Annotated in this window: 21 protein-coding genes; 10 read left to right on the top strand and 11 right to left on the bottom strand. The window is 69.5% G+C overall.

Annotated features, from left to right (window positions below):
- Positions 1 to 10 precede the first annotated feature (10 nt).
- Positions 11 to 1,162, bottom strand: coding sequence for a thiolase family protein (locus U5918_RS08145; protein WP_336000786.1), 1,152 nt, complete (start codon positions 1,160 to 1,162; stop codon positions 11 to 13).
- 222 nt (positions 1,163 to 1,384) lie between these two features.
- Between U5918_RS08145 and U5918_RS08140 the strand changes: the two genes are divergently transcribed.
- The 4 genes from U5918_RS08140 (at position 1,385) to U5918_RS08125 (ending at position 3,297) form a co-directional block, all read left to right on the top strand.
- Complete coding sequence (locus U5918_RS08140) at positions 1,385 to 1,762, top strand: DUF5658 family protein (protein WP_336000784.1); 378 nt, start codon at positions 1,385 to 1,387, stop codon at positions 1,760 to 1,762.
- A 67-nt stretch (positions 1,763 to 1,829) separates the two neighbouring features.
- Positions 1,830 to 2,258: an HIT family protein gene (locus U5918_RS08135; RefSeq protein WP_336000781.1), complete on the top strand. Its 429-nt coding sequence runs from the start codon at positions 1,830 to 1,832 to the stop codon at positions 2,256 to 2,258.
- A gap of 43 nt (positions 2,259 to 2,301) precedes the next feature.
- Positions 2,302 to 3,027, top strand: coding sequence for an AAA family ATPase (locus U5918_RS08130; RefSeq protein WP_336000780.1), 726 nt, complete (start codon positions 2,302 to 2,304; stop codon positions 3,025 to 3,027).
- Positions 3,028 to 3,093: 66 nt separating this feature from the next.
- Complete coding sequence (locus U5918_RS08125; protein ID WP_336000779.1) at positions 3,094 to 3,297, top strand: DUF7561 family protein; 204 nt, start codon at positions 3,094 to 3,096, stop codon at positions 3,295 to 3,297.
- Here the strand turns inward: U5918_RS08125 and U5918_RS08120 are convergent.
- Complete coding sequence (locus U5918_RS08120; RefSeq protein WP_336000778.1) at positions 3,294 to 4,601, bottom strand: hypothetical protein; 1,308 nt, start codon at positions 4,599 to 4,601, stop codon at positions 3,294 to 3,296. The two genes, U5918_RS08125 and U5918_RS08120, sit on opposite strands and share 4 nt — an antisense overlap.
- Positions 4,602 to 4,690: 89 nt before the next feature.
- Here U5918_RS08120 and U5918_RS08115 point away from each other — a divergent pair, with 89 nt between their 5' ends.
- On the top strand, positions 4,691 to 6,439 hold the full coding sequence (locus U5918_RS08115) for an ATP-dependent DNA helicase (protein ID WP_336000775.1): 1,749 nt from the start codon (positions 4,691 to 4,693) through the stop codon (positions 6,437 to 6,439).
- Between the two features lie 141 nt (positions 6,440 to 6,580).
- On the opposite strand, the gene U5918_RS08110 is transcribed toward U5918_RS08115, so the two are convergent.
- A complete protein-coding gene (locus U5918_RS08110) occupies positions 6,581 to 7,612 on the bottom strand; it encodes a class I SAM-dependent methyltransferase (protein ID WP_336000773.1) in 1,032 nt (343 codons plus the stop codon).
- On the bottom strand, positions 7,609 to 8,745 hold the full coding sequence (locus U5918_RS08105) for a 60S ribosomal export protein NMD3 (protein ID WP_336000771.1): 1,137 nt from the start codon (positions 8,743 to 8,745) through the stop codon (positions 7,609 to 7,611). The genes U5918_RS08110 and U5918_RS08105 overlap by 4 nt, the downstream gene beginning before the upstream one ends.
- A gap of 127 nt (positions 8,746 to 8,872) precedes the next feature.
- On the opposite strand from U5918_RS08105, the gene htpX reads away from it, so the two are divergent.
- Both htpX and U5918_RS08095 read left to right on the top strand, forming a co-directional pair.
- Entirely contained in the window at positions 8,873 to 9,742 is an 870-nt protein-coding gene (gene htpX / locus U5918_RS08100; RefSeq protein ID WP_336000768.1) for a zinc metalloprotease HtpX, read from the top strand.
- A gap of 94 nt (positions 9,743 to 9,836) precedes the next feature.
- The gene (locus U5918_RS08095; RefSeq protein WP_336000766.1) at positions 9,837 to 10,523 is read left to right on the top strand and encodes a DUF2270 domain-containing protein; all 687 of its coding nucleotides are present in this window, start codon (positions 9,837 to 9,839) and stop codon (positions 10,521 to 10,523) included.
- Between the two features lie 14 nt (positions 10,524 to 10,537).
- On the opposite strand, the gene U5918_RS08090 is transcribed toward U5918_RS08095, so the two are convergent.
- Positions 10,538 to 12,343, bottom strand: coding sequence for an ATP-binding protein (locus U5918_RS08090; protein WP_336000765.1), 1,806 nt, complete (start codon positions 12,341 to 12,343; stop codon positions 10,538 to 10,540).
- Positions 12,344 to 12,449: 106 nt separating this feature from the next.
- Here U5918_RS08090 and pspAB point away from each other — a divergent pair, with 106 nt between their 5' ends.
- The gene (gene pspAB / locus U5918_RS08085; protein ID WP_336000764.1) at positions 12,450 to 13,082 is read left to right on the top strand and encodes a PspA-associated protein PspAB; all 633 of its coding nucleotides are present in this window, start codon (positions 12,450 to 12,452) and stop codon (positions 13,080 to 13,082) included.
- Here the strand turns inward: pspAB and U5918_RS08080 are convergent.
- Positions 13,079 to 13,750, bottom strand: a complete 672-nt coding sequence (locus tag U5918_RS08080) for a histidine kinase N-terminal 7TM domain-containing protein (RefSeq protein ID WP_336000761.1) — start codon at positions 13,748 to 13,750, stop codon at positions 13,079 to 13,081. The two genes, pspAB and U5918_RS08080, sit on opposite strands and share 4 nt — an antisense overlap.
- A gap of 195 nt (positions 13,751 to 13,945) precedes the next feature.
- On the opposite strand from U5918_RS08080, the gene radA reads away from it, so the two are divergent.
- Positions 13,946 to 14,983 carry a DNA repair and recombination protein RadA gene (radA, locus tag U5918_RS08075; RefSeq protein WP_336000758.1) on the top strand — a complete coding sequence of 346 codons (1,038 nt, stop codon included), beginning with the start codon at positions 13,946 to 13,948 and terminating at the stop codon, positions 14,981 to 14,983.
- 9 nt (positions 14,984 to 14,992) lie between these two features.
- Here the strand turns inward: radA and U5918_RS08070 are convergent, their stop codons facing one another.
- The gene (locus U5918_RS08070) at positions 14,993 to 16,813 is read right to left on the bottom strand and encodes an LEA/WHy family protein (protein ID WP_336000756.1); all 1,821 of its coding nucleotides are present in this window, start codon (positions 16,811 to 16,813) and stop codon (positions 14,993 to 14,995) included.
- 95 nt (positions 16,814 to 16,908) lie between these two features.
- A complete protein-coding gene (locus U5918_RS08065; RefSeq protein WP_336000755.1) occupies positions 16,909 to 17,775 on the bottom strand; it encodes a ZIP family metal transporter in 867 nt (288 codons plus the stop codon).
- A gap of 503 nt (positions 17,776 to 18,278) precedes the next feature.
- Here U5918_RS08065 and rdfA point away from each other — a divergent pair.
- On the top strand, positions 18,279 to 18,872 hold the full coding sequence (gene rdfA, locus U5918_RS08060; protein WP_336000754.1) for a rod-determining factor RdfA: 594 nt from the start codon (positions 18,279 to 18,281) through the stop codon (positions 18,870 to 18,872).
- A gap of 413 nt (positions 18,873 to 19,285) precedes the next feature.
- On the opposite strand, the gene U5918_RS08055 is transcribed toward rdfA, so the two are convergent.
- The 3 genes from U5918_RS08055 to U5918_RS08045 form a co-directional block, all read right to left on the bottom strand.
- Positions 19,286 to 20,455 carry an acyl-CoA dehydrogenase family protein gene (locus U5918_RS08055; RefSeq protein WP_336000753.1) on the bottom strand — a complete coding sequence of 390 codons (1,170 nt, stop codon included), beginning with the start codon at positions 20,453 to 20,455 and terminating at the stop codon, positions 19,286 to 19,288.
- 129 nt (positions 20,456 to 20,584) lie between these two features.
- Positions 20,585 to 21,598: an alcohol dehydrogenase catalytic domain-containing protein gene (locus U5918_RS08050; protein WP_336000751.1), complete on the bottom strand. Its 1,014-nt coding sequence runs from the start codon at positions 21,596 to 21,598 to the stop codon at positions 20,585 to 20,587.
- Between the two features lie 73 nt (positions 21,599 to 21,671).
- Positions 21,672 to 22,931 carry an MFS transporter gene (locus tag U5918_RS08045; RefSeq protein ID WP_336000750.1) on the bottom strand — a complete coding sequence of 420 codons (1,260 nt, stop codon included), beginning with the start codon at positions 22,929 to 22,931 and terminating at the stop codon, positions 21,672 to 21,674.
- Positions 22,932 to 22,984 lie beyond the last annotated feature (53 nt).

The following is a 22,984-nucleotide window of genomic DNA, read 5'->3' as shown; positions in this document are numbered from 1 at the left end:
CAGCGCGGGCTCACACTCGCTCGATGATCGTCGCGATGCCCTGTCCGAACCCGATGCACATGGCCGAGAGCGCGTAGTCCTGGCCGGTGCGCTGGAGTTCGTGGGCGAGTTTGGTGATGAGTGCGCCGCCGGTCGCACCCAGCGGGTGACCGTGGGCGATGGCGCCGCCGTTGACGTTGGTGTCCTCCCAGGAGGCGCCGGTCTCTTCGAGCCAGGCCGCGACGACGGCGGCGAAGGCCTCGTTGACCTCGAAGAGGTCGATGTCGCCGATCTCCATGTCGGCCTTCTCGAGCACCCCCTCGGTCGCGGGAATCGGCCCCTTCAGCATCGTGATGGGGTCGACGCCGACGACTTCCGTGGCGACGATCCGGGCCATCGGGTCCCAGCCGCGTTCCTCGACGGCGTCCTCGCTGGCGACCAGCAGGCCCGCGGAGCCGTCGACGATGCCCGAGGAGTTACCGGCGTGGTGGACGCCGTTACCCTCCTGGCGGAAGGAGAGCGGCAGCCCGGAGAGGGTCTCCACGTCGGTCTCGGGGCGCGGGTGTTCGTCCTGCTCGACGGCCACACTCTCTCCTTCCAGTTCCGTCTCGACGGGGGTGATCTGGTCGTCGTAGCGGCCGTCCTCCCAGGCCTCGCCCCAGCGCTGCTGGGAGTCGGCGGCGATCTCGTCGAGTTCCTGTCGTGAGAAGTCGTACTCCTCGGCGATGCGCTCGGCCCCCTCGCCCTGGGTGGTCACCTCGTCGAAGTGCTCGAAGTAGGTCGCGGTGACGCTGTTGCCGTCCGAGCCCATCGGCACGCGCGTCATGTGTTCGACCCCGCCGGCGACGAGGACGTCGTGCTGGCCGGCCATGACGTTCGTGGCGGCGAAGTTGACCGCCTGCTGGCCGGAGCCGCACATCCGGTTCAACTGGACGCCGGGCACGTCGTCGCCCCAGCCCGCGACCATCGGCGCGAGGCGGGCGATGTTCAGCCCCTGCTCGTCGACCGGCGTGACGCAGCCGTAGATGACGTCTTCGACGGTCTCTGCCCCGTCGAACTCGTTGCGCTCGGCCAGCGCCGTCAGCGGCTCCGCCGCCAGGTCCTGTGGGTGTGTGTCCCTGAACGAGCCGTTCCGCTTCCCGAATGGCGTCCGGACCGCGTCGACGATGAGTGCGTCTCGCATGTGTCACGTGGTACCGGATCGAACCCGATAGGTGTTTCTCCCCGCTTACGAGGTCCCTCGACGGTACCCGCCTCGCTGGCAGGGGCGTGGGTTCCGGTTCTCGGTCCCATCGGCTGGTCGATCGACGCTTATTTCCGCGCGCGAGCCGAAGGAACGAACACGACGCTCGACGGTCGCGGGTCGCTGGTGGGCGGCCCGGCCGTCGGGGTGGGATCGACGGACATGGCAAGCGAAACTCGCGACCGGGGTGGGGTCCCCGACGACCGACAGGTGTCCCGCGGCCGATTCGAACGAACGCTCGCCGTCGCCGGCCGCCACGAGCACTGGCTGTGGGCACTGGTCGCCTGTTCCCTGCTCGCGGACGTGGGCCTGACGAACTACGGGCTCCGGCAGGGGCTGACCGAGGGGAACCCGGTGGTCCGCGCGGCCGTCGCCGACGCCGGCATCGGCTCGCTGGGCCTCCTGAAAGCCGGCGCCGTGGCGCTGGGCCTGTCGCTCTGGCTGCGGCTGCCCCGCCGCGAGCGCGCGGTCGTCCCGCTCGGGCTCTGTCTCCCGTGGGTCGGCGCGGCGCTCGTCAACGCCTCGCTGCTGTTCGGGTAGTCCCGACCCTGGCCGCGGGGCCGCCCGTCGCGTACGCTTTTGGGGCGGGCCGTCGAACACCCGGTCGATGTCAGACGACTGTATATTCTGTCAGATCGTCGCGGGGGAGATCCCGAGCCACACCGTCTACGAGGACGACGACGTGTTCGCCTTCCTCGACGTGAACCCCCTCGCGCCGGGTCACACCCTGGTCATCCCGAAGGGCCACCACGAGCGGCTGAACGACCTGCCCGACGACACCGCGGAGAATCTGTACGCCGCCATCCACGACCTGATCCCGGCGGTCGAGGCCGCCGTCGACGCGCCGGCCAGCAACGTCGGGTTCAACAACGGTGCGGAGAGTGGCCAGGAGGTGCCTCACGTCCACGGCCACGTGATCCCGCGGTTCGCCGACGACGGCGGCAGCCCGATCCACGCCGTCGGCGGCACCGCTCCCGATCTCGAGGACGAGGAACTGGCCGCGATCGCAGACGACGTCGCCGCCGCTCGCTCGTGAGTGACGCGTAACTTTAAATTACAGGAGGGGACCAGCCCCGCGTGTGACCAGCGGAACCACGCTCGCGCTCGCCGGCGTCACCGGCGGCGCTGGTACGACGCGGACGACCGTGGAGTTCGGCGCGACCCTCGCGCGGGCCGGCCGGGACGTGGCGCTCCTCGACGCCGCCTTCGCGACCCAGGGGCTGGCGGCGCACGTCCCCGGCCGGATCGACCCCGACGCGACGGCGCTGCTGACGGGGTCGGGTGGGATCGGTGACGGTCTCGTCGACCTCGACGTGGAGACGCCGGGCCGACTGGCGGCCTGTCCCGCCCGCGCCCCCTTCGAGCGACTGGCGCGGGCGAAGACCCCGGCGGCGGCCGAGCGATTCGAGGCCCTCGTCGACGAGGCCAGTGCACGCTTCGACCACGTCCTCGTGGACACGCCGCCGGTCGCGGCCAACCAGGCCGTCGCGGCGGTCACGGCGGCCGATCGGGTCGCGCTCGTCGTCCCCGCCCGCGAGCGGGGGCTGGACCGGCTTCCCACCATGCGCGATCGGATGCACGACATCGACGCGCCGGCGGACACGGTCGTCGCGACCCTCGCCGATCCCGGCGAGTCGGTCGGTGCCGCCGACGCCACGATCCCCAGGAGCGACGTGACGACGGTCGCGGATCTCCCCGTCTGCACCGACCCGGACACGGAGTTCGCCCCGGCGGTGGCCGACGCCGTCGAGACGGCCCTCGGGGTGCGCCTGGACCTCGAATTTCAGGAGGAAGGGTTGCTGTAGGGCCAGGGGAGTCCGCGTTCCCACGGCGTCGGAACGCCTTAGCCGCGGGCGCCCCCAGTCACGGGTATGGCACACGAGCCCTGTGACGGCTGCGGCCAGCGGGTCGAGGTCGCGGGCGGGATCGCCGACGTCTGGCGGTTCGGCGGCGACCGCGCCGACGGGCTGGCGCTGGAACTGTCCGACGGCTCGGAGTTTCTGCTCTGTTACGACTGCATCGAGAAGTTGCCCGACGACCGGGACGCGACCGCCGCGGACGTCGAGGCGCTCTAGGCGTCCGGGCCCTGGAACCGGGAGAGGGTCGCCGAACTGTCGCCGTCTTCGGACTCCCAGACCACCGAGATATCGACGGTGGCGGTGACGGCGATCGCGACCTGGTCGCCGGCCGACACGGCCGCGTCACTGTCGAGCTCGCTGGACGTGTTCGCGGCCGGCCACCGGGCCCCGGTCTCGGTCACGTCGACGTCGCCGGCCGTCGCGTCGGGCAGGGCGTCGGCGCTCAGGATGCCCGCGCCGCGGAGGCGGAGTTCGCTCGCCCTGACCGTATCGCCGCCCTCGTGACGGACGCTGAGGAGGCCGACGTCGTCGCCGCGGGCCTCGTAGTCGAAGGAAAACGCGATCTGGGGCGCACGGTCGGCGCTCCCGCCGCCACCGCCGCCCGAGCCGTCGTAGGTCGGTCCGAGCGCATCGAGGGAACTGGCGTCGGTCGTCCCCTCCACGACCGCGACCCGACCGTCGCTCGTGACCGTCGGCGACTCGAACGCCCGGAAGAACTCCTCGTCGGCGAGCAGGCGCTCTACGGCCGACACGTCCACCGCGCTCTCGCTCTCGAAGACGAACGGGCCGGCGTACGTCGCCGGGTTACCGTCGAACGACCAGTGGACCCCGTCGGCGGCGAGACCGTCGAGGAGGGACCCGGCCTCGCGAGTCCGGCCGCCGACGATCGAACCGCCCTCCATGGCGGCGACGAGCGTCCGGCAGTCCTCGCTTACGTCGGTGTAGCGGTCGATCGCGCCTCGCTTGGCCTCGACGATGGTCTCGACCCGTCCGGCTGGATTCCCCGCGAAGCCGCCGGCTCTGATCACCGCGTCGCCGGAGACGGCGGTCGCACCGCCGGCGCTCTCGTAGAGATCGAACTCGCCGAGCGTGTCGGTTGCCGTCACGCCCTCGTCTTCGAGGGTGGACCCGTACCCACCGACGTCGCCGACTGCGACCACCGCACTGTCGATCAGGTACAGTTTCGACAGGTCCGCCAGCTCGACGCCCTCGAACCCGTCGACAAGCGACGCGATGCCGGTGAATGCCGAACTCTCCATCGACACCTCTGCGTCGAGGACGGCCGCGGTATCGACCGCCACGAACCTGTAGTGGTCGGTGTTCAGCGCCGCGGGCGCGGGGAGCCAGTCGGCGTAGTCGCCGACAGCGGCGTCGCTGTCGTCGGTATCGTCACCGTCGTCGGTGGTAGTCGACTCTCCGTCGTCGCCGTCCTGCAAACAGCCGCCGAGACCGACCGTCAGGCCGCCGGCGAGCAGGGCACCGCCGCTCCGGAGGACGCGTCTGCGCGGGGATTCGTGCATGTCAACCGATGTGACGGATACTCGGACCTTAATCCCTCCGGATAGTTCGAGCCGAACGACTTTAGCCCCGGAGGCGTGGACTGGGTGACGTGAACCCCGCCCGGATCGAGACGGAGTTTCCCGCGCCCTCCTATCGCGGGAATCAGGAGCAGGCCCTCGCGGACATCCGCGCCGCGTTCGAGGCGGGCAACGACGTGGTGCTGGTGCGCGCGCCCACCGGCAGCGGGAAGTCCCTGCTCGCCCGGTCCATCGCCGGCGCCGCCCGCACCGCGAGCGAGGCCGAGGCCAACGAGCCGATCGGCGCCTACTACACCACGCCGCAGGTCTCGCAACTCGACGACGTGGCCTCGGACGACCTGCTCGAGGACCTCGAGATCATCCGCGGGAAGAACAACTACTCCTGCATCCTCCCCGGGGAGACCGATACGCCCGTCGACCAGGCCCCCTGCGTCCGCGAGCGGATGTTCGACTGCCAGGTCAAACACCGCTGTCCGTACTTCTCCGACCGCTCCATCGCCGCCAACCGACCCATCGCCGCGATGACGCTCGCCTACTTCATGCAGACCGCCGGCTCCGACGTGTTCGGCCAGCGCGACGTCGTGGTGGTGGACGAGGCCCACGGCCTCGCGGAGTGGGCGGAGATGTACGCGACCATCGACCTCTCGCCGCGCCGCGTGCCCGTGTGGGAGGACGTCCAGCCCCCGGACATCGACGGCCCGGACCAGGCCGAGGGGTACGTCGAACGAGTCATGCGGATCTGTTCGCGCCGCCAGGAGGAGCTCCGCGGGAACGCCGAACTCGACCCCGACGAGGTGGCCGAGCGTGACCGACTGACCGAACTCATCTCCGAACTCCAGTGGTTCCTCGAGGACTATCGCGACCCCGACAGCGGGACCACCTGGGTCGTCGACCAGCCCGACGGCGCGGGGTCGGCGGTCACGATCAAGCCGATGAACCCCGAGCGGTACCTGAAACACACCGTCTGGGACCGCGGCCAGAAGTTCGCCCTGCTGTCGGCGACCATCCTCAGCAAAGACGCCTTCTGTGCCGGCGCTGGCCTCGATCCCTCGCGGGTCGCGATGGTCGAGGTCGACCACACCTTCCCCGTCGAGAACCGGCCGCTGTACGACGTGACGCGGGGGAAGATGACCTACGAACACCGCGACGAGACGCTGCCGAAGATGGCGGAGGTGCTCGTGCGGATCATGCAGGCCCACCCCGACGAGAAGGGACTGGTGCACTGCCACTCTTACGACATCCAGGAGCGACTGGTCGAGATGCTCGCCGAGTACGGCGTCAGCGAGCGGGTGCGCACCCACGACCGGGAGAACCGCGACGCCGTGCTCTCGACGTGGAAGCGCAGCGACGACAACGAGGTGTTCCTCTCGGTCAAGATGGAGGAGGCCCTCGACCTCGAGGGCGACCTGGCGCGCTGGCAACTGCTCTGCAAGGCGCCCTATCCCAACACCAGAGACTCCAGAGTCGAACAGCGGCTCGAAGACGGCCAGTGGGGCTGGTACTATCGGGCCGCACTCCGGACGGTGATCCAGGCCTGCGGCCGCGTCGTCCGCGCGCCCGACGACTACGGGGCGACGTACCTCGGCGACTCGTCGCTGCTCGACCTGTTCGACCGCGCCCGGACGGACATGCCCGACTGGTTCGCCGAACAGGTCGACCGGATGACGGTGCCCGACCTGCCGCCGCTCGACAGCACCGCTGCGGTCGGTGAGTCGGGCGGTCGGGGGACGGCCCGGACTCGCTCGCGGTCACGGTCGCGCCGCTCGAACGGCCGGGACGCCGACGACTCCCACCCCCTCTCGGACGTCTGGGACAGCTAGAAGAAGCTGACCGTGGCGTACGCGATCGGTGACCCGATCATCAGGATGGTGAAGATGATCGCGATGAGCTGCTTGCGGTCCATACGCCACGTTCGTCCCCGCGGGAATTAGAGCTTTCGGGGAGACGACGGGTGCGCCGGCTCACGCGACCCGCGCGTCGACGACGACGTGGGCGACGCCCTCGCTGTAGCCCTTGACGCGGCGGCGGTCCAGAATCTCGACCGCCCGGCCGCGCTCGGCGGCGGCGTCGCGGAGGCGGTCGATCGGCCGGTCGAACACCAGTGCGTTCGGCGTCGCCTCGTGCATGTGAACGATTCCGCCGGGAACGAGCGCGTCGAGGGCGCTGTCCAGGTACTCCCAGGCCTCGTAGTAGCCCATCACGACACGGTCGGCGTCGACGCCGTCGGCCACGTCCCGGCAGTCGGCCCGGTAGAGGTCGACCCGGTCGTGGACCTCGTTGAGCTTCGCGTTCTCGAGCAGGTAGCGAAAGGAGGCGGGGTTGATCTCGGCCGCGGTCACCCGCGCCCCGGCGCGGGCCATCGGGAGCGTGAAGTAGCCCACGCCGGCGAACATGTCGAAGACGCGCTCGTCTTCGGAGACTTCCTCGCCCATCCGGGCGCGTTCGGCCTTGTTCCCCGGCGAGAACATCACTTCCGCCAGGTCCAGCGCGTACCGCGTCCCGTGTTCGGTGTGGATCGTCTCGGTGTCGCCCGCGCCCGCGATGACCTCCGCGTCCGGCTCGCGGCGCTCCCCGTCGATGCCGTGCCGCGCCAGCACCGTGTCCGCGTTGGCGTGCAGCGCCAGCAGCGCCTCGCCCACCTCGTCGGGTCGCGGCGAATCGCCGACGTCGACGAGGACGACGGTCCCGACGACCGCCCACGAACTCGGCGCTCGCTCGCGTTCGGCCTCGGTCCAGCCCCGTTCCCGGAGGTGATCGTCGAGCGTGCGCAGACGGGGCCGCGGTTCCTGCCGGACGACCTCCCGGATCGAGGTCTCGGTCGGCGGCTCGATCACCGGGAGTGCGACGGCGTCGTCGCCGAACGGGCGGACCCCCCGGTCCTCGTCGTAGACCCCCTCCTCGCGGAGGGCGTCGGCGGCGGTCTCGGCGCGCTCCCGGGCGACGACGGCCGCGAGCGGGGCTGCATCGTCGGTCGGATGGGGCTCCTCGGTCATGCGTCGTCGTCCTCGCGCTTCCTGCCAGCCTCGTCGGGCAGAACGTGCAGGCCCGCGCGGCTCTTCAGGACGGGGACGGCGTCGGCGTCCGGGTCGAGGTAGTCGGGGCGGGCGATGGTCTTCGACTCGTAGGTCTCGGGGTCGAGCACCTGGACGGCGTTCTCGTCCTCGACGGTGACGAGCGTGGTCTCGTCGGCGTCCTCGCGGGTCCCCAGCCGGCGGGCCTCGGGGGCGTTCTCGTCCTCGAAGCTCGCCTCGTAGGGCTCGCCCGTCGCGAGGCGGGTCCCCTTCAGGTTCCCGCGGACGCTCCGGACCAGCACGGGCCCGTCGTCGTCCTCGGGGTCGATGACCTCGCCGGGGCGGTACCGGGGGAGCCGGACGGCGTAGGTGACGCGGTAGACCTCGTTGCCGTCGCTGTCTTCGGTGACGAGCGTCTCGTAGCTCTCGTAACTCCCGCCCAGTTGGCGGACGATCCGGTCGGAGACTGCCTTCCCGAGTTTCGTCGTCGAGAGCCGCACGTTCAGGCCGTCCTCCGTCTCTTTGGCCTCGGTGATGAACGCCTCGCGGTCGCCGTCTGCCTCGCGGGCGTCGACGTACTCGCGGGCGATCCGCTCGGCCTCGGCCAGTTCGTCGTCGCTGGGATCGCGCTCGTCGGCCCGGATCTGGACGATCGCGGCGTAGGAACCGCCGGCGATGCGCCCGCAACGCTGGCAGGTCTCGCGGGAGATCTTCACGGGGACGAGGACGTCCTCGACCACGGAGGTACCCCGGACGAGCCCGGAGAACCGGCAGTGCATCTTGATCGTCGTGGCGTCGACCTGCTCGGGGGCGACCTCCCAGTCCACCGCGTCGGCGTCGACGTGGACCGACAGCGCCTCGCTGACCACGTCCACCGCGACGTCGACGTAGTCGTCGGCGCCGACGTCGACCCAGCGGTTCCCGCGGTGGACCGCGCCGCACTGGGCGCAGACCCGGATCTCGATCCGGTCGGGGGCGTCGACGAGGTCGAACTCCTCGAAGTAGCAGTCGTCACAGAGCACGCGGTCGGGGTCCCTGGGCTCTCCGGGCCGCGGTTCCGGCCGTTCGGAGAGTCCCGCCCCGCAGCGCGGGCAGAACTCGCGTGACTCGCTCATTGGACCCACGTAGTCGGCTGGGCGGGTTAAGCCCCGCGCTCCGGACGCGTCGGGACCGGGGCGGCCGTCGAGCGTGGTGGCCCGACCCGCGGGACGCGCTTAATTGCACGGAGGCCCTAGAGCGGGTATGGAGTGGCAGACCGACTGGGGACTCCGGGGCCGGATGGTGCTGACCATGCTGTTGCTCGGCGTCCTCTACCTCGTCTTCATCGGGATCCTCTCGCTGTACTTCACGAGCGCGCTCCCCATCCTGCTGGTGATGGGCGCGTTCATGGGCGCGCAGTTCCTCTTCAGCGACAAACTGGCGCTCAAGAGCATGGGCGCCCGCGAGGTCGAGGAGTCGGAGTACCCCGACCTCTATCGGTCGATCCGGCGGCTCTCCCAGCAGGCCGACCTGCCGATGCCGACGGTGGCCGTCGCCGACACGTCGGTGCCGAACGCCTTCGCGGCCGGTCGGTCGCGCAAGACCGCCACGGTCTGCGTGACGACGGGCCTGCTCTCGGCGCTCGACGAGGACGAACTCGACGGCGTGTTAGCCCACGAACTCGCCCACGTGAAGAACCGGGACGTGGCGGTGATGACGATCGCGTCCTTCCTCTCGACCATCGCCTTCCTCATCGTCCGCTGGGGGTGGCTGTTCGGCGGTCGGAACCGTCGCGGGGGCGGCGTCGTCGTGGCTATCGTCGTCTCACTGGTCGTGTGGGTCGTCTCCTTCCTGCTGATCCGCGCGCTCTCGCGCTACCGGGAGTTCGCCGCCGACCGCGGCGGGGCGCTCATCACGGGCGACCCGGCGGCGCTGGCGTCGGCGCTCGCGACCATCGACGGCCGGATGGACCGGGTGCCCGACGAGGACCTCCGGAGTCAGGCGGAGATGAACGCCTTCTTCGTGATCCCGATCACGCGGGGCTTCGTCGGGAAGTTCGCGCGGACCCACCCGTCGACCGAGCGGCGGATCGAACGGTTGCAGACCCTCCAGCGCGAACTGTCGGGGCGCTGACGCCGCGTCCGGCGGGCGGTGTTCCCGTCCCCTCTTGCCCCGGGTGGCAGGTGCCGGCACAAGAGGCAGTGGGTGGGCGGCCCACGTGGTCGGCATGGACGAGGACAGCGATCCGACCGAGGTCGGCGAACGGGTGAGCGGGGACGACGAGGTCACCGCGTCGCTCCTGGAGAACTACTACCGGGGCGAACTCGACCGGATGACGACCGAACAGACCCGGGTCGACCTGACGACCAACTGGGCGATCACGCTGCTCGCCGCCCTGCTTGCCTACGTCTTCTCGAGCGGCGACCGACCGCACTACGTGCTCTTGATCGGCGTGCTCGTGCTCGGACTCTTCCACGTCGTGGAGACGCGTCGCTACCGGGCCTTCGACACCTGGCGCTCGCGCGTTCGCCTGATCGAAGAGAACCTGCTGGCCCCCGCGCTTGATCCGCAACCAGGGGTCGCCCACGACGACTGGCGGCAGCAACTCGGCGAGGACCTGCGGCGACCGGCACTCAGGACCCCGTTCACGGAGGCGTACGCGCGCCGACTGCGCCGGGTCTACCTCCCGCTCTATCTCGTCCTCCTCGCCGCCTGGTCGGTTCAGGTGCTCGTGGTCGCCCCCGGCGGTCCCCTGGAGGCGGCCGCAGTGTTCGGCGTTCCCGGCTGGATCGTCGTCGGAACCCTGATCACGTTCACCGTCGTGCTCCTGGCGATCGCGTTCTGGCCGCGAGAGCGACGGGCCAAGGGGGAGTTCCACGACCGGGAACAGGTCGCGGACTGGAAAGACGAGTAACCCTCGTGCCCGCCTCAGGGTGACCGGTCCGACGACCCGTCAGCCTCACCCGCGGGTCGCGACTGGACGATCCGCGGGGACAGGTCGACGGCCTCTCCCGTCACCGCGGCCCCGTCTCCGCTCCGGTCGTCGGCAGCGTCGGCGGGCGTCGGGACCCGGACGCGGGCGATCGTCCCGCGGGGCTCGTTGTCCTCGAAGTCGAGCGACCCGCCCATCCGGGTGACGCCCCACTTGACGCCCCAGAGACCGAGCCCGCTCCCGTGTTCGAGCGGCGCCTCGTCGCCGGCGGTCAGCGGTGAGCGCTCGGCCTCGGGGATCCCGGGGCCGTCGTCCGCGACGACGATCTCGACGGGGAGGGTCGCGTTCTGGTCGACGGAGACCGTCACCGCGACCGACGGCACGTCGGCGTCGCTGTGGACGACCGCGTTCTCGACGAGGTCCTCGACGACCGGGCGGAGCACGCGGCGGTCGGCCCTGGCGACGACGTCCTCGGGGACCGAACAGTCGATGTCGCAGTCGGCGTCTGCGCCGACGCTCTCGACGACGTCCCTGACGACGCGGGTCACGTTGGTCCGGGGATCGGGCCGCACCGGGACGGCCATCATCCGCTCTATTCGCCGGGCCTTGTCCCCCACCTCGGCGATCGACATGGCGGTGTCGACGACCTGCTCGGCCATGTCGGCGACCGCCTCGCTCGCTTCCTCCTCGATCACCTCCGCGCGGGTGACGATGGTCGCGGTCTCGTTGCGGAGGTTGTGGCGCAGCACGCGGTTCAGGACCGAGAGGCGCTGTCTTCGGGTGTACCGTTCGGTCACGTCCCGGAGGACGAGCGTGTGGCCGACCGACTGGCCCTGCTCGTTCGTCAGCTCCGACATCGAGGGGTCGAACTGCCGGGGCCCCGTCACCGTGTCGAGGCGGACGCCGTCCCGGTCGCTCAGGCCCTCGACACCGGTGCCGAGCACGGCCTCCAGCGGATCGCCGATGCCGACGTCGGCGTCGGCGACGAAGGTCCCGCGGGCCATCTCGTTGAGCCGGACGACCCGGCCCCGGCTGTCGAGGACGATCACCAGGTCGTCCATCTCCTGGAGGACCGTCTCCGGACCGATGGTGCCGGCCGCGGGCAGCCCCTCGAACAGTCGGTAGCGGAGGACCGCGGTGACGGCGGCGACCGCGCCGATCGCGATCGCACCGGCCCGGGCGACCTCGTCGGCCGCGCTCGGGACGGTCGTGTTGGTCACTCTCAGTGCGCCGTGGATCAGGTTTCCGACCCACGGGGAGAGGACGAGCAGTGCCAGCGCCGCGCCGAGTCGCAGGCCCAGACTCTCCCGCCTGACGCTGGTCCGGACGAGCAGTCCGACGCCGACGACCAGCACCGTGGCCGAGTAAAAGTGCATGGCGACGTAGCCGCTGTACACCCCGACGACGAGCGCGTTCGAGACGCCCGTGAGGAATCCGGCTTCGACGAGGCCGACCCAGGTCCCGCCGATGGCGGCGAGGACCGCCGGCGTCATCAGCGCGAGCGTCCGTCGCGTGGAGGTGAACTCGAAGAGGCCGTAGTACTCGAAGGTGAACCGCGCCCACACGGTCGGCATCACGATGACGATCAGTGGGTAGAGGCCCGTCCACAACTCGACCGACCCGATGAAATAGTACGCCAGCCCGGTCCCGGCCGCACCGATGGCCAGCACCCACATCGTCGTCGCGAACCACCGCGCGCCCGCCCCCGGCTTCCGCCTGGCGCTCCAGACCGCGACCGCCGCGAACGCGACGGCGCTACAGAACAGGAGCGCGGCCACTGCCGCCATGACCGGAGACGTCATTCGTGTCCACATGCCGGGCCTGGCGCGGCATAAATCCGGGTCGCGAAACGACAGCCGAAACTCGTCGGTGGCCAAGAGTAAGAGCGTCCGCCCCCATCTCCCTGGTATGGGACTGCTCGACGGACTCCGGCAGGCGCTCGGACTGGGGGCCGAAACCGCCGCCACACGCCCGGCCGACCCGGAGGACCTGTTCGGGATGAGCACCGCCTACGTGACGATGGCCGCCGACCTCGGGTTCGAGTCCGTCGGCTGCGCCGCCCTCTGCTTTTCGAGCGTCGACAGCACGGACTTCGCCGACGCCGTCGACGAGGTCGCCGCCATCCTCGAGGCCGGCGAGGCCGAGACCGGCACCGTGGCGGAGTTCCAGGGGGACACGCATGGGTACGACTGGATCGTCCTCGAAGACGACGACGTCGAGGACCTGCTGACGAGCCTCCACTTCGCCGCCGACACGCTCGTCGAGCGCGGGTTCGGTTCCCGCCTGCTCGCCGCGCTCTTCCCCTTCAGGAAAGCCGCCGGCGACGCCCTCTCCGGGGACGCCCCCGATCGGCCGATCTACTGGGTGTACTCGTTCCGCCGGGGGGCGTACTACCCCTTCGCGCCCACGGGCGGGCACGAACGGGACGACGCGGTGGAGTTCAAACTGGCGAGCGTTCTGGACGGTGAACTCGACGTCGAGGACGACGAGGGGTACTGGTATCCCCTCTGGCCCGAGGGCCGCGGCCACCCCTGGGACTAGAGGTAGAACATCGCGGCCATGATGCAGAGTCCGGAGATCAGGAACCCGAAGGGGCCGTAGTCGATCTGCGTGCCGCCGATCACGTAGATGGCGGTCCCGACCGTCGGCAGGATCGTCGCGACGAGGAACGCGGTGCTCGTGTTGAGTAGTCCCTCGTCGAGGCGCTCGAGGACCGCCTCCCCGAACATGGCGATGGCAGCCAGCGCGATCGCCAGCGAGTAGTAGGCGTAGATCGGGAACCACGGCCCGAACTGGTAGGTCAGCGGGAGCACCGCGTCCGCGCCCGTGTTCGCCAGGTGTCCCTGTATCCAGATGTCGTGACTCGTGAGTATCAGCAGCGTCGTGACGACCGGCACGACGGCCAGCGCCGCGACGTTCCGGCGATTGATCAGGCCGTCGCGCCCGGTAAAGCGCAACGCCATGATCAGGATCGCCGTCGGAACGATGGCGCTCCCGATAAAGTGTATCTTGTACCAGAAGATCGCCGCCTGCCCGGGCGACGAACTCATCTCCATGGCGTATCCGCCGGCCCAGAGTACGGCCCCGACGAACAGGGCGAACAGCGAATACGCGCCCTTCTGGTCGTGATTGTACCCCGTCAGAGCCGCGAGCGCGGTCCCGACGACGGCGACGATCCACAGCGGTATCGTGTATATCGTGAATTCCACTCCGAATCCCCCGTTGCACAGTATCAACAGACACTCATATATAAAGATTGTAATTGCCATGAGAACCGTTAGCGCGACCGGTATCGCTCCTAAACCTACGGCCAGCTACCGCCACCGCCCCGCCGCCTTCGGCCAGTTTCACTTTCACTACGGTGTTAACGAGGGTTTATGTGCCAGGGGGCAGAAGACCGGCGTATGGCAACGAGCGCAGACCTCGAAGAACTGCCGGGCGTCGGTCCGGCGACCGCGGAGAAGCTCATCGAGAACGGGTTCGACGGCTACCAGGGGATCGCGGTGGCGAGCCCCGGCGAACTGTCCAACACGGCCGACATCGGCGAGTCCAGCGCCGCCGACATCATCCAGGCCGCCCGCGAGGCCGCCGACATCGGCGGCTTCGAGTCCGGGGCCGCGGTGCTCGAGCGGCGCGAACAGATCGGCAAACTCACCTGGGGCGTCGACGAGGTCGACGAACTGCTCGGCGGCGGCGTCGAGACCCAGTCGATCACCGAGGTGTACGGCGAGTTCGGGGCCGGCAAGTCCCAGGTCACCCACCAGCTCGCGGTCAACGTCCAGCTCCCCAAGGAACACGGGGGCCTCGAGGGCAGCGCCATCTTCGTGGACAGCGAGGACACCTTCCGCCCCGAGCGGATCGATCAGATGGTCCGCGGGCACGACGACGAGGTCCTCCAGGACACGATGGAACTGTTCGGGATGGAGGAGGCAAGCGTCGACGACGAGTCGGACATGGAGCGACTCGTCGAGATCTTCCTCGACCACATCCACGTCGCGAAGGCGTTCAACTCGAACCACCAGATCCTGCTGGCGGAGAAGGCCAAAGAGATCGCGAGCGAGAGCCAGGACGGGGAGTTCCCCGTTCGCCTGCTGGCGGTCGACTCGCTGACCGCCCACTTCCGCGCCGAGTACGTCGGCCGTGGCGAACTCGCAGAGCGCCAGCAGAAACTCAACAAACACCTCCACGACCTGATGCGCGTCGGCGACCTCAACAACACCGCCGTCGTCGTCACAAACCAGGTCGCCTCCAACCCCGACTCCTTCTTCGGGGACCCCACCCAGCCCATCGGTGGGAACATCCTGGGTCACACCTCCACGTTCCGCATCTATCTCCGCAAGTCCAAGGGGAACAAGCGGATCGTCAAGCTCGTCGACGCGCCGAACCTCCCCGACGGCGAGGGCGTCATGCGCGTCGAGGAAGGCGGCCTGATGAACGAGTAGGCGGGGCGCTCACTCCCCGGTCGCGTTCAGCAGGTCGGTCTCGACGGTCGCGGACTGGGCCAGCGAGTCGAGTTCGACCCGTTCGGTCCGGCCCAGCACGCTGACGGTCACTTCGACGTTCACGTCGAAACTGGAGCGCTCGCCGTCGCGGACGTGTCGCACCCACCAGCGGTCCATCCGACTGTTGTCGAGGACCAGGCGGGTCGTCACGGTGTCGCGTTCGCCGGGGCCGATCACCTGCCCGACGGTGTCGCTCCGGTCGGCCAGCGTGACGCCGTTGGTCGTCACCGTGTAGTGGACCGTCTGCACCTCGACCGGTGACGCGAGTTCGTTGCGGACCGCGGCTTCGGTCGCGATGGGTGCCCGTTCGGGGGTGGCCTGGCCCCACTCCGAACTGACGCCGGTGACGACCAGTGCGGTCCGGCCCTGGACCCTGACTCTCTCGTTCCGGTCGCCGTTCATCCCGGCGAGCAGGTCGGTCGTGAAGACGCTCTCGCGGGTCCCGAGGTCGGCGTCGAACTTCGTCACGCCCACGTCGGCGGTCGCGGTCGGCGTCGTCACGACCCGCGAGCGCTCGCCGTCGTTCAGGTGGCGGGCCCACCACGCCGGGACGCGGCTGTTGTCCTTCTCGCTGGTCAGCAAGAGGGTGTCGGTGCCCGCCCGGACGGTCTCGACGCTGGTCTCCCCGCTGGCGACCGGGACGCCGTTGATCGTCGCCTCCTGGCGCACGTCGAGCGTCAGGAGGTCGGCCAGGCCCGGGTCGTCGGGGGTGTCGAGCGTCGCGTCGGTGTGGATCTCGGTGGTCTCGTCGGTGACGGAGCCCCACTCCTGGGTGGTGTCGGCGACCCTCGGTGGCTCGAAATCGTCCGTTCGTCCGGGGGCGTCGACCGGGGTGACGCTGGTCCCGCCGTCGCCGAGCAGATCCGTCTCCAGGCGGAGCCGGCGGTCGAACACCCGCATCGGGACGCGCTGGCGCTCGCCGTCGCGGTCGACGGTGCCGTACATCGCGACGGTCATGTTGCTCTGCTCGTCGTCGGTGACGTGTTCGCGCCACCAGTCGGCCATCTTCGGCGTGTCCAGGGCGACCGTCACGTCGATGGCCCCCGACTCGCCGGGCGCGACGTCGAGTCCCGCTTCGCGCTGGCCGCGCCCGAGTTCGACGCCGTTCATCTCGACGACGTACTCGACGCCGTCCAGCGTGACCGCGTAGTCGTGGACGTTCTCGACGTCCGCCGAGAAGGAGAGTGGCGTCGTCTCGCCGGTCGCGTCACCCCAGCTGGCGCGCTGGTTCCGCAGGGTGAGCAGGGGGTCGCCCCGGAAGTCGACGGTCCGGGCCTCCTCGGTGGTGAAGCCGCCGAGGATGTCGGTCTCGATCGTCGAGGATTTGGCCGGGAGCTCCCGGGAGAACCCGGGCGCGTCGACCCTCGCGTCGACGGTCAGCTCCGAGCGCTCGTCGCCGTCGACGTGGGTCACCCACCAGTCGGCGATGCGGTCGTTCTCCATCGCCGCGGTGAGGGTGAACTCGCTTTTGCCCGGGCCGAACCCGACGCCGGATCGGTCGCCGCGGGCGAGCGTCACGTCGTTCAACTGCGCCGTGTACGCGACGTCGACCACGCCCGGGACTCCAACGGGGTTGGGGTTGTCCACCGCGACCGTCGTCTCGATCTCCGTCGTCTCGTCGGCGACGGCGCCCCACTCGTAGGTCGTCGACACGACCGTCGGTGCGGCGAACGCGCCCGTCGCGGCGAGGACGCCCACGAGCGCGACGCCCAAGACCACCACGACTGCGGCGACGCCGCCGACCTTCAGCATGACTTCGCGTGACGGCATTTCGAGCAGTTACGGACAACTTGTAGATAGTGTCGACGGCCGAATCGAGGGGCGAGTCCGGGCTGATCGGACCCGATCCGGCGTCCGGGCCCGGCTCACCCGAGCGAGACGTCGAGGTACAGCATGACGATGACGCCGAGCATCGTGCCCAGCGTCGCGATCCGCTCGTTGCCCCGGACGTGCGTCTCGGGGACGATCTCGTCGGAGATGACGAACAGCATCGCGCCGGCGGCGAAGCCCATGGCGTAGGGCAGGAGGGGTTCGACGAGGGTGACGGCCACCGCGCCCAGAAGTGCCAGCGGGATCTCGACGACGCCGGCGCGGACGCCGGCGACGACGGCGTAGAACCGCCGATCGAGTCCGGCGTTGATCGCCGCGACCGACACCGCCAGCCCCTCCGGGACGTTCTGGATGCCGATGGCCAGCATGAGCGAGATGGCCTGGCCCATCGCCGCCTCGACCGCGGCCGGGTCGCTCGCGTTCGCGACCGCGCCGAAGGCGACCCCGACGGCCAGCCCCTCTGGCATGTTGTGCAGCGTGATCGCGAGGATAAAGAGTACGACCGGGGCCAGTCGCTCGCTGTCGATACCGACCGAGTCGCCCGGGTTGGCGGCGTCGGCGCGCCGCTCGCCGGTCAACAGGTAGTGGGCGTGGGGAACCAGCCCGTCGGCCTGGTCGAGGAAGAGCACGCCCAGCGCGACGCCCGCGAGGACGGGGACCGGGTCCCCGCCCGCGTAATCGTCGATGCCGGGGATGATGAGGCTCGTGAACGCGGCCGCGAGCATCACCCCCGCCGCGAACCCAAGCGCCCCGTCGAGGGCTCGTTCGCTCGGGTTCCGCCAGACCAGCACCAGCGACGCCCCGAACAGGTTGAGCCCGGCGATGACGAGGCCGCCGGCCAACCCCATCGCGACCGGATTCGTCCCGACGACGGACTGGAACAGGTCCACCACTCCCGCCATATGGACTCCCCTCACGGGCCTGGTATATATGGCTGGCCCCGCCCCCGCGGGCCAGATGGGACCGATCATGGCGCGTCGAAGATATCCACGAAATCTTACCTTACGCTAATCATGTAGGAAATATGCTATAATCAGGGGCTCTTTCCAGATTCGACGTCGATACGCCCGATTTAAATGGAATCCGGGGTTGAAAACGGTGTTTCCGAAGATCATTGCGTGCAACCGAGTATTCGTCACGGCCTCCCGAGATGGACGTGAAAATACCGGCTAAAAGCGATGAAGGACGGTAATTCGGGTAATAACGGAACAGGCAACGAACTTCTCCCGAGACCTCATTTATCGAAATATAATATAGCATGTATATTTGTCAGATACCCGTCTCGTGGTGGGATGGGCGAGCGAGCGGTTCGCTCGTCTCCCTCGGACCGGCATCGCCGACCGGGGCGCTCCCCGGATCTGGCACACCACGACATATATTCCCGGCGGGGGCCTATCCGGACGCGATGACCGAGTACGGGTGCAAGGTGTGTCGGATCCTGGACGAACGCGACATGGAGCGCTACGAGCGGCGGCTGGTCGACCAGTGGCAGGCCGACGCGGCCCAGCGCAAGGGGTACCGGCAGCTTGCCGAGTGGCTGAACACGATGATGCTCCGGCGGGAGATGGACCGGGCGGGGCTCTCTACGCTCGGGAACGAACCGGAGTCGAAGTACGAGCGGCTCACCGGCGACGACGAGACGGTCGCGGCCGAAGTGCGGCGCGACCTCCGGGGCGAAGGGATCGACGTAGACGAACTCGACGCCGACTTCGTCTCCTACGGCGTCGTCCGGACCCACCTCACCGACTGTCTGGGCCTCGAACGCGACGTCGAGGCGACCGACTGGGAGGCAGACGCCATCGAGTACACGCGCGAGCACGCGACCGGGAAGCTCGAAGACGCCGTCCGCTCGCTGGTCTCGAAGGGGAACCTGGCCGCCTGCGGCGACGTCGAGGTCCACGTCTCCTTCGAGGTCGAGTGCGAGGAGTGTCACACCCAGGTACCGGTCGAGCGGGCGCTCAGGCGGGGCTACATCACGCGGGACGCCCTCGAGGAGTAGCCCGGCGCCGGTCGAAGGTAGAGGGGAGATGGGCACGGCTGATCCACAGAGACGGTACCCGGTTCGTGGTTAACGACGGTAGCGGGTGCGGCCGTGCCACGGAACACCACGATCCGCGGCGTAATAGCCCGCCACGCTGGCTGTCACCCTTGCCGCTTTCATCGATACCGTCCGGTTTCGCGTCCGCTCGTGTACAGGATCGAACGTCTCTGGCCCGTGACTGGTTCCTGTCTCTCCCACACGCAACTCTTGAAGCGACCGGTCGTCGTGCTCGGTTCTCCTATCGAATAACGTTCTCAGTCCGTTATCTACTGGGTCACGAGCGGCGCAGACAGATCTCGATTGGATCTCTGCTACCGATTCTCGGGTCACGTGGAAAATCGGAACCCGTCGCCGCCGTCGAACGCGGTCGGTCAGTACGACCGGGGGAGGTCGAGGACGTGCTGGCCGATGTAGTTTCGCACCATCTCGTTGGAGATGGGGGCGATGACGTTGATCATCGTCTCGCGCCAGTAGCGCTCGACGTCGTACTCCTGGGCGTAGCCCATGCCGCCGTGGACGCGCATCGCTCGCTCGCAGGCGTCGAGGGCGTCCTCGCTGGCCCGGAGTTTGGCGGCGTTGGCCGCCGCGCTGGCGTCCCGGTCGGTGTCGTAGAGCCAGGCGGCCTTCCGGACCGCCAGTTCGTCCAGTTCCAGTTTGCTCCAGGCCTCGGCCAGCGGGTGCTGGATCGCCTGATAGGAGCCGATCGGACTGCCGAACACCTCACGCTCGCGGGCGTAGTCGGCGGCCTTGTCGACGGCGGCCTGGCCGATGCCGACCGCGTTCGCCGCGATGCTGATCCGCTCGGTGTTGGCGAAGGAGAGGAGGTAGCCGAAGCCCTCGCCCTCCTCGCCGATGCGGTCCTCGGCGGGGACGCGGACGCCGTCGAACCAGACCTCGTTCGAGTCGGCCGCGCCGCGGCCGGCCTTGGGGATCTCGCTGACGTCGACGCCGTCCATGTCCTGGTCGAACTCGGTGAAAAACAGCGAGAGGCCGCCGAAGCGATCGCTCTCCTCGCGGGGACTCGTCCGGACGAGCAACATGATGACGTCTGCCTCCTGGGCCTTCGAGGTCCAGATCTTCTGGCCGTCGATCACGTACTCGTCGCCGTCGCGGGTGGCGGTGGTCTCGATGCTCGAGGTGTCCGTCCCCGCGTTCGGTTCGGTCACGCCGGTACAGACCATCACCGACCCCTCGGCGATGTCGGGCAGGTAGCGCTCCTTGTGGTCCTCGTCGCCGAACTCCACGAGGGGCGCGGTGCTGAAGACGTGGTGGGAGGTGATCGAGGTGCCGGCCATCGCCGCGCCCGAGCGGGCGATCTCCTGCTGGACCAGCGCCGCCTCCTGAACGCCGTAGCCCTGCCCGCCGTACTCCTGCGGGATGGTGATCCCGCACCAGCCGTCCTCGGCGAACGCCTCGAAGAATTCCCAGGCGAACTCGTGGTCCCGGTGTTTCTGCCGCCAGTACTCGTCGCCGAAGTCGCCGCAGACCGTCCGGATCTGATCGCGGATCAGCCGCTGTTCCTCGCTCAATCGGAAGTCCATTACCACAGTCCACTCGGCGAGACGGCATAAATCTGGGCGACGGCGCAAGGCCGACCCGGCCGAGCGCCAATCCTGGTGAGGGCCGACAGTGCCGAGCGCCCTCGGCCGCGACCCGGACGGGTTCGGGGTTCAGGCCCCCGGCGTGACCACTGCGTTCCCGAACAGATCCCGCGCGGACATGTCGCGGAAGGCCGCCGCCGTCTCCGCGAGCGGGTACGTGTCGTGGACGACCGCCTCGATCTCGCCCGCGGCGAGGAAGTCGAGCACCCGTTCGAGGTCGGGCTGGGTCCCCAGCGTACTCCCCAGCAGGTCCTTGTGGTTGAAGTAGGTGTCCCAGAGATCCAGTTCGACGGTGGGCCCGGCGGTGCGGCCGCAGACGACCTGGGTCCCGCCCCGACGGAGGACTTCCATGCCGGCGCGACCGAACGGCCCGCCGAGGTGGTTGATCGTCGCGTCGACGGGACCGAGCTCGCCGACGCGTTCGACCATCTCGTCCGGGTCGCCCGTCTCGATCGTGTGGTCACAGCCAAGGTCGGCGAGGCGCTCGAGCTTCCTCGCCGACGTGGAGGTGCCGACGGTCTCTGCGCCCCGCAGGCCAGCTAGCTGGATCGTCGCGACGCCGACCCCGCCGGTGGCGCCGGGGACGAACACGCGGTCCCCTGCGGTCACGTCGGCCCGTTCGAGCATCCGCCAGGCGGTCATCGAGGCGATCGGGAGCGTCGCCGCCGCGACGACGTCGACCCCATCGGGGAGTTCGATCAGGCGGTGGGCGTCGACGGCGCAGCGCTCGGCGAACCCGCCGTCGAAGCTGTCGTACTCGGCGCAGTAGTTCTCGGGGCCCTCCCGGCAGTACCGGCAGGTGCCGCAGGTCTGAAGCGGGCAGAGCAAGACCCGGTCGCCGACCGCGACCGGCGGCTCTCCCTCGCCCGGCTCGATTCGCTCGACGACGCCGGCCACGTCGGCCCCGCCGACGAACTGGTCGCCGGTCTCGCGAGTCCCGTCGAGCTTCCAGAGGTCGCGGTGATTGACCGAACAGGCCTCCACGCGGACGACGGCCTCCCCCGGTTCCGGCTCGGGGTCGGGGACGGTTTCGACGTCGATGTCCGCCGGATCGCCGCTGTCGGGGTAGACGGCTGCGCGCATACCTCGGGCTGGACGGCGCGAGGGATATAGCTGTGGGGAGCGGCTGAGTCGGGGGAGTGACTTGGGACGCGGATCATCCGCCGGCCGGCCGCTCGTCGGCGTACTCGACGGCCGGGGAGCGTTTCGCGACCAGGAGGCAGAGCGCCCCGCCGAGGCCGCAGAGGACGGCCGCGCCGGTGACGGTCCCGCGGACGGCGACGTCGAACCCGAACAGGGGCTCGCCGTATGAGACGGCCAGCCCCATTACGATGGGTGCGATCGTGGCGCCGACCCGACCCAGCGCCGACCCGGCGCTGACGACGCTCCCGCGGAGCGACTCGACCGTGAAGCCGGTGATGACGCTCCGGTACAGGGAAAGGGAGGTGCCGAACCCGAGGCCGATCCCGGCGCTGCCCAGCACGGCGACCGGGAGCGACCCCGCGAGCCCGACGGCCGCGAAGCCACCGCCCATCGCCAGGTTCGCCCCCAGAAGCGGGTAGAGCCGGCTGTCGAAGACGGCGGTGATGCGGCCGGCCTGCGTGGCCGAGATCGTGTGGACGACGCTCGCGGCCGTGATCAGCAGTCCCGCCTCGCCCGGGCTCCCGCCGATCAGCCGGACGACGACGAAGGAGTTGTAGGTGAGAAAGGCCGTGTAGAGGAAGTTCGGGATGGCCCGACCGACCAGCACCGCGGCGACCTTGGGCTGGCGGACGAACTGCACGACGTCCGACGCGCTCGTGTCCGCGTTCCCGCGACGCGATGCCTCGCTCGTCGGCTCCTCGAAGAACAGGAGGATGAGGACCGCGGTCGGGAAGGTCAACGCGTAGAGGAAGAAGGGGTACTGCCAGGCCAGCGCGACGAGTGCGCCGCCGAGCAGGGGGAAGGTCATGAGCGTGAACCCTGAGGTGGCAAAGCGGATGCCCTGGGCCGTGGCCTCGGCACCGCCCCGGTAGAGGTCGCCGATGCTCGTGACGATGATCGGCGTCAGCCCCGCGAAGCCGACGCCCTGGAGGAGGCGCAGGCCGAGCGCGACGCGAAAGTCCGTCGTGAACGCGATGGCGACGCCGCCGACGCCGAAGCAAACGAGGCCGCCGAGGATGACGGACTTGCGGCCGATCCGGTCGGCCAGCATGCCGACCAGCGGGATGAGGACGATGCTCGGCGCGGTGAAGGCGGTCATCAGCAGCCCGATCTGGGCTTCGCTGACGCCGAAGGGGCCCACCAGCGTGTCCAGAAGCGGCGAGATCAGCGCGCTCCCGAGGGGCGGGCTCAGGTTCGCCAGCAACAGGAGCTGGAAGCTCCGGTCCCCGAGGATCTCGGCGTCGTCACCGAACAGCGTGGCGAGCGAGGGCACGCCTCGCCCGTTCTCCCGGACCCCCCTTAGATCAATCGACCCCGGCCCGTCGC

Source organism: Halorientalis sp. LT38 (assembly GCF_037031225.1).
Lineage (GTDB): Archaea > Halobacteriota > Halobacteria > Halobacteriales > Haloarculaceae > Halorientalis > Halorientalis halophila.
Note: the sequence above shows the minus strand (reverse complement) of the source record. Positions and strands in the feature narration are given on the sequence as shown.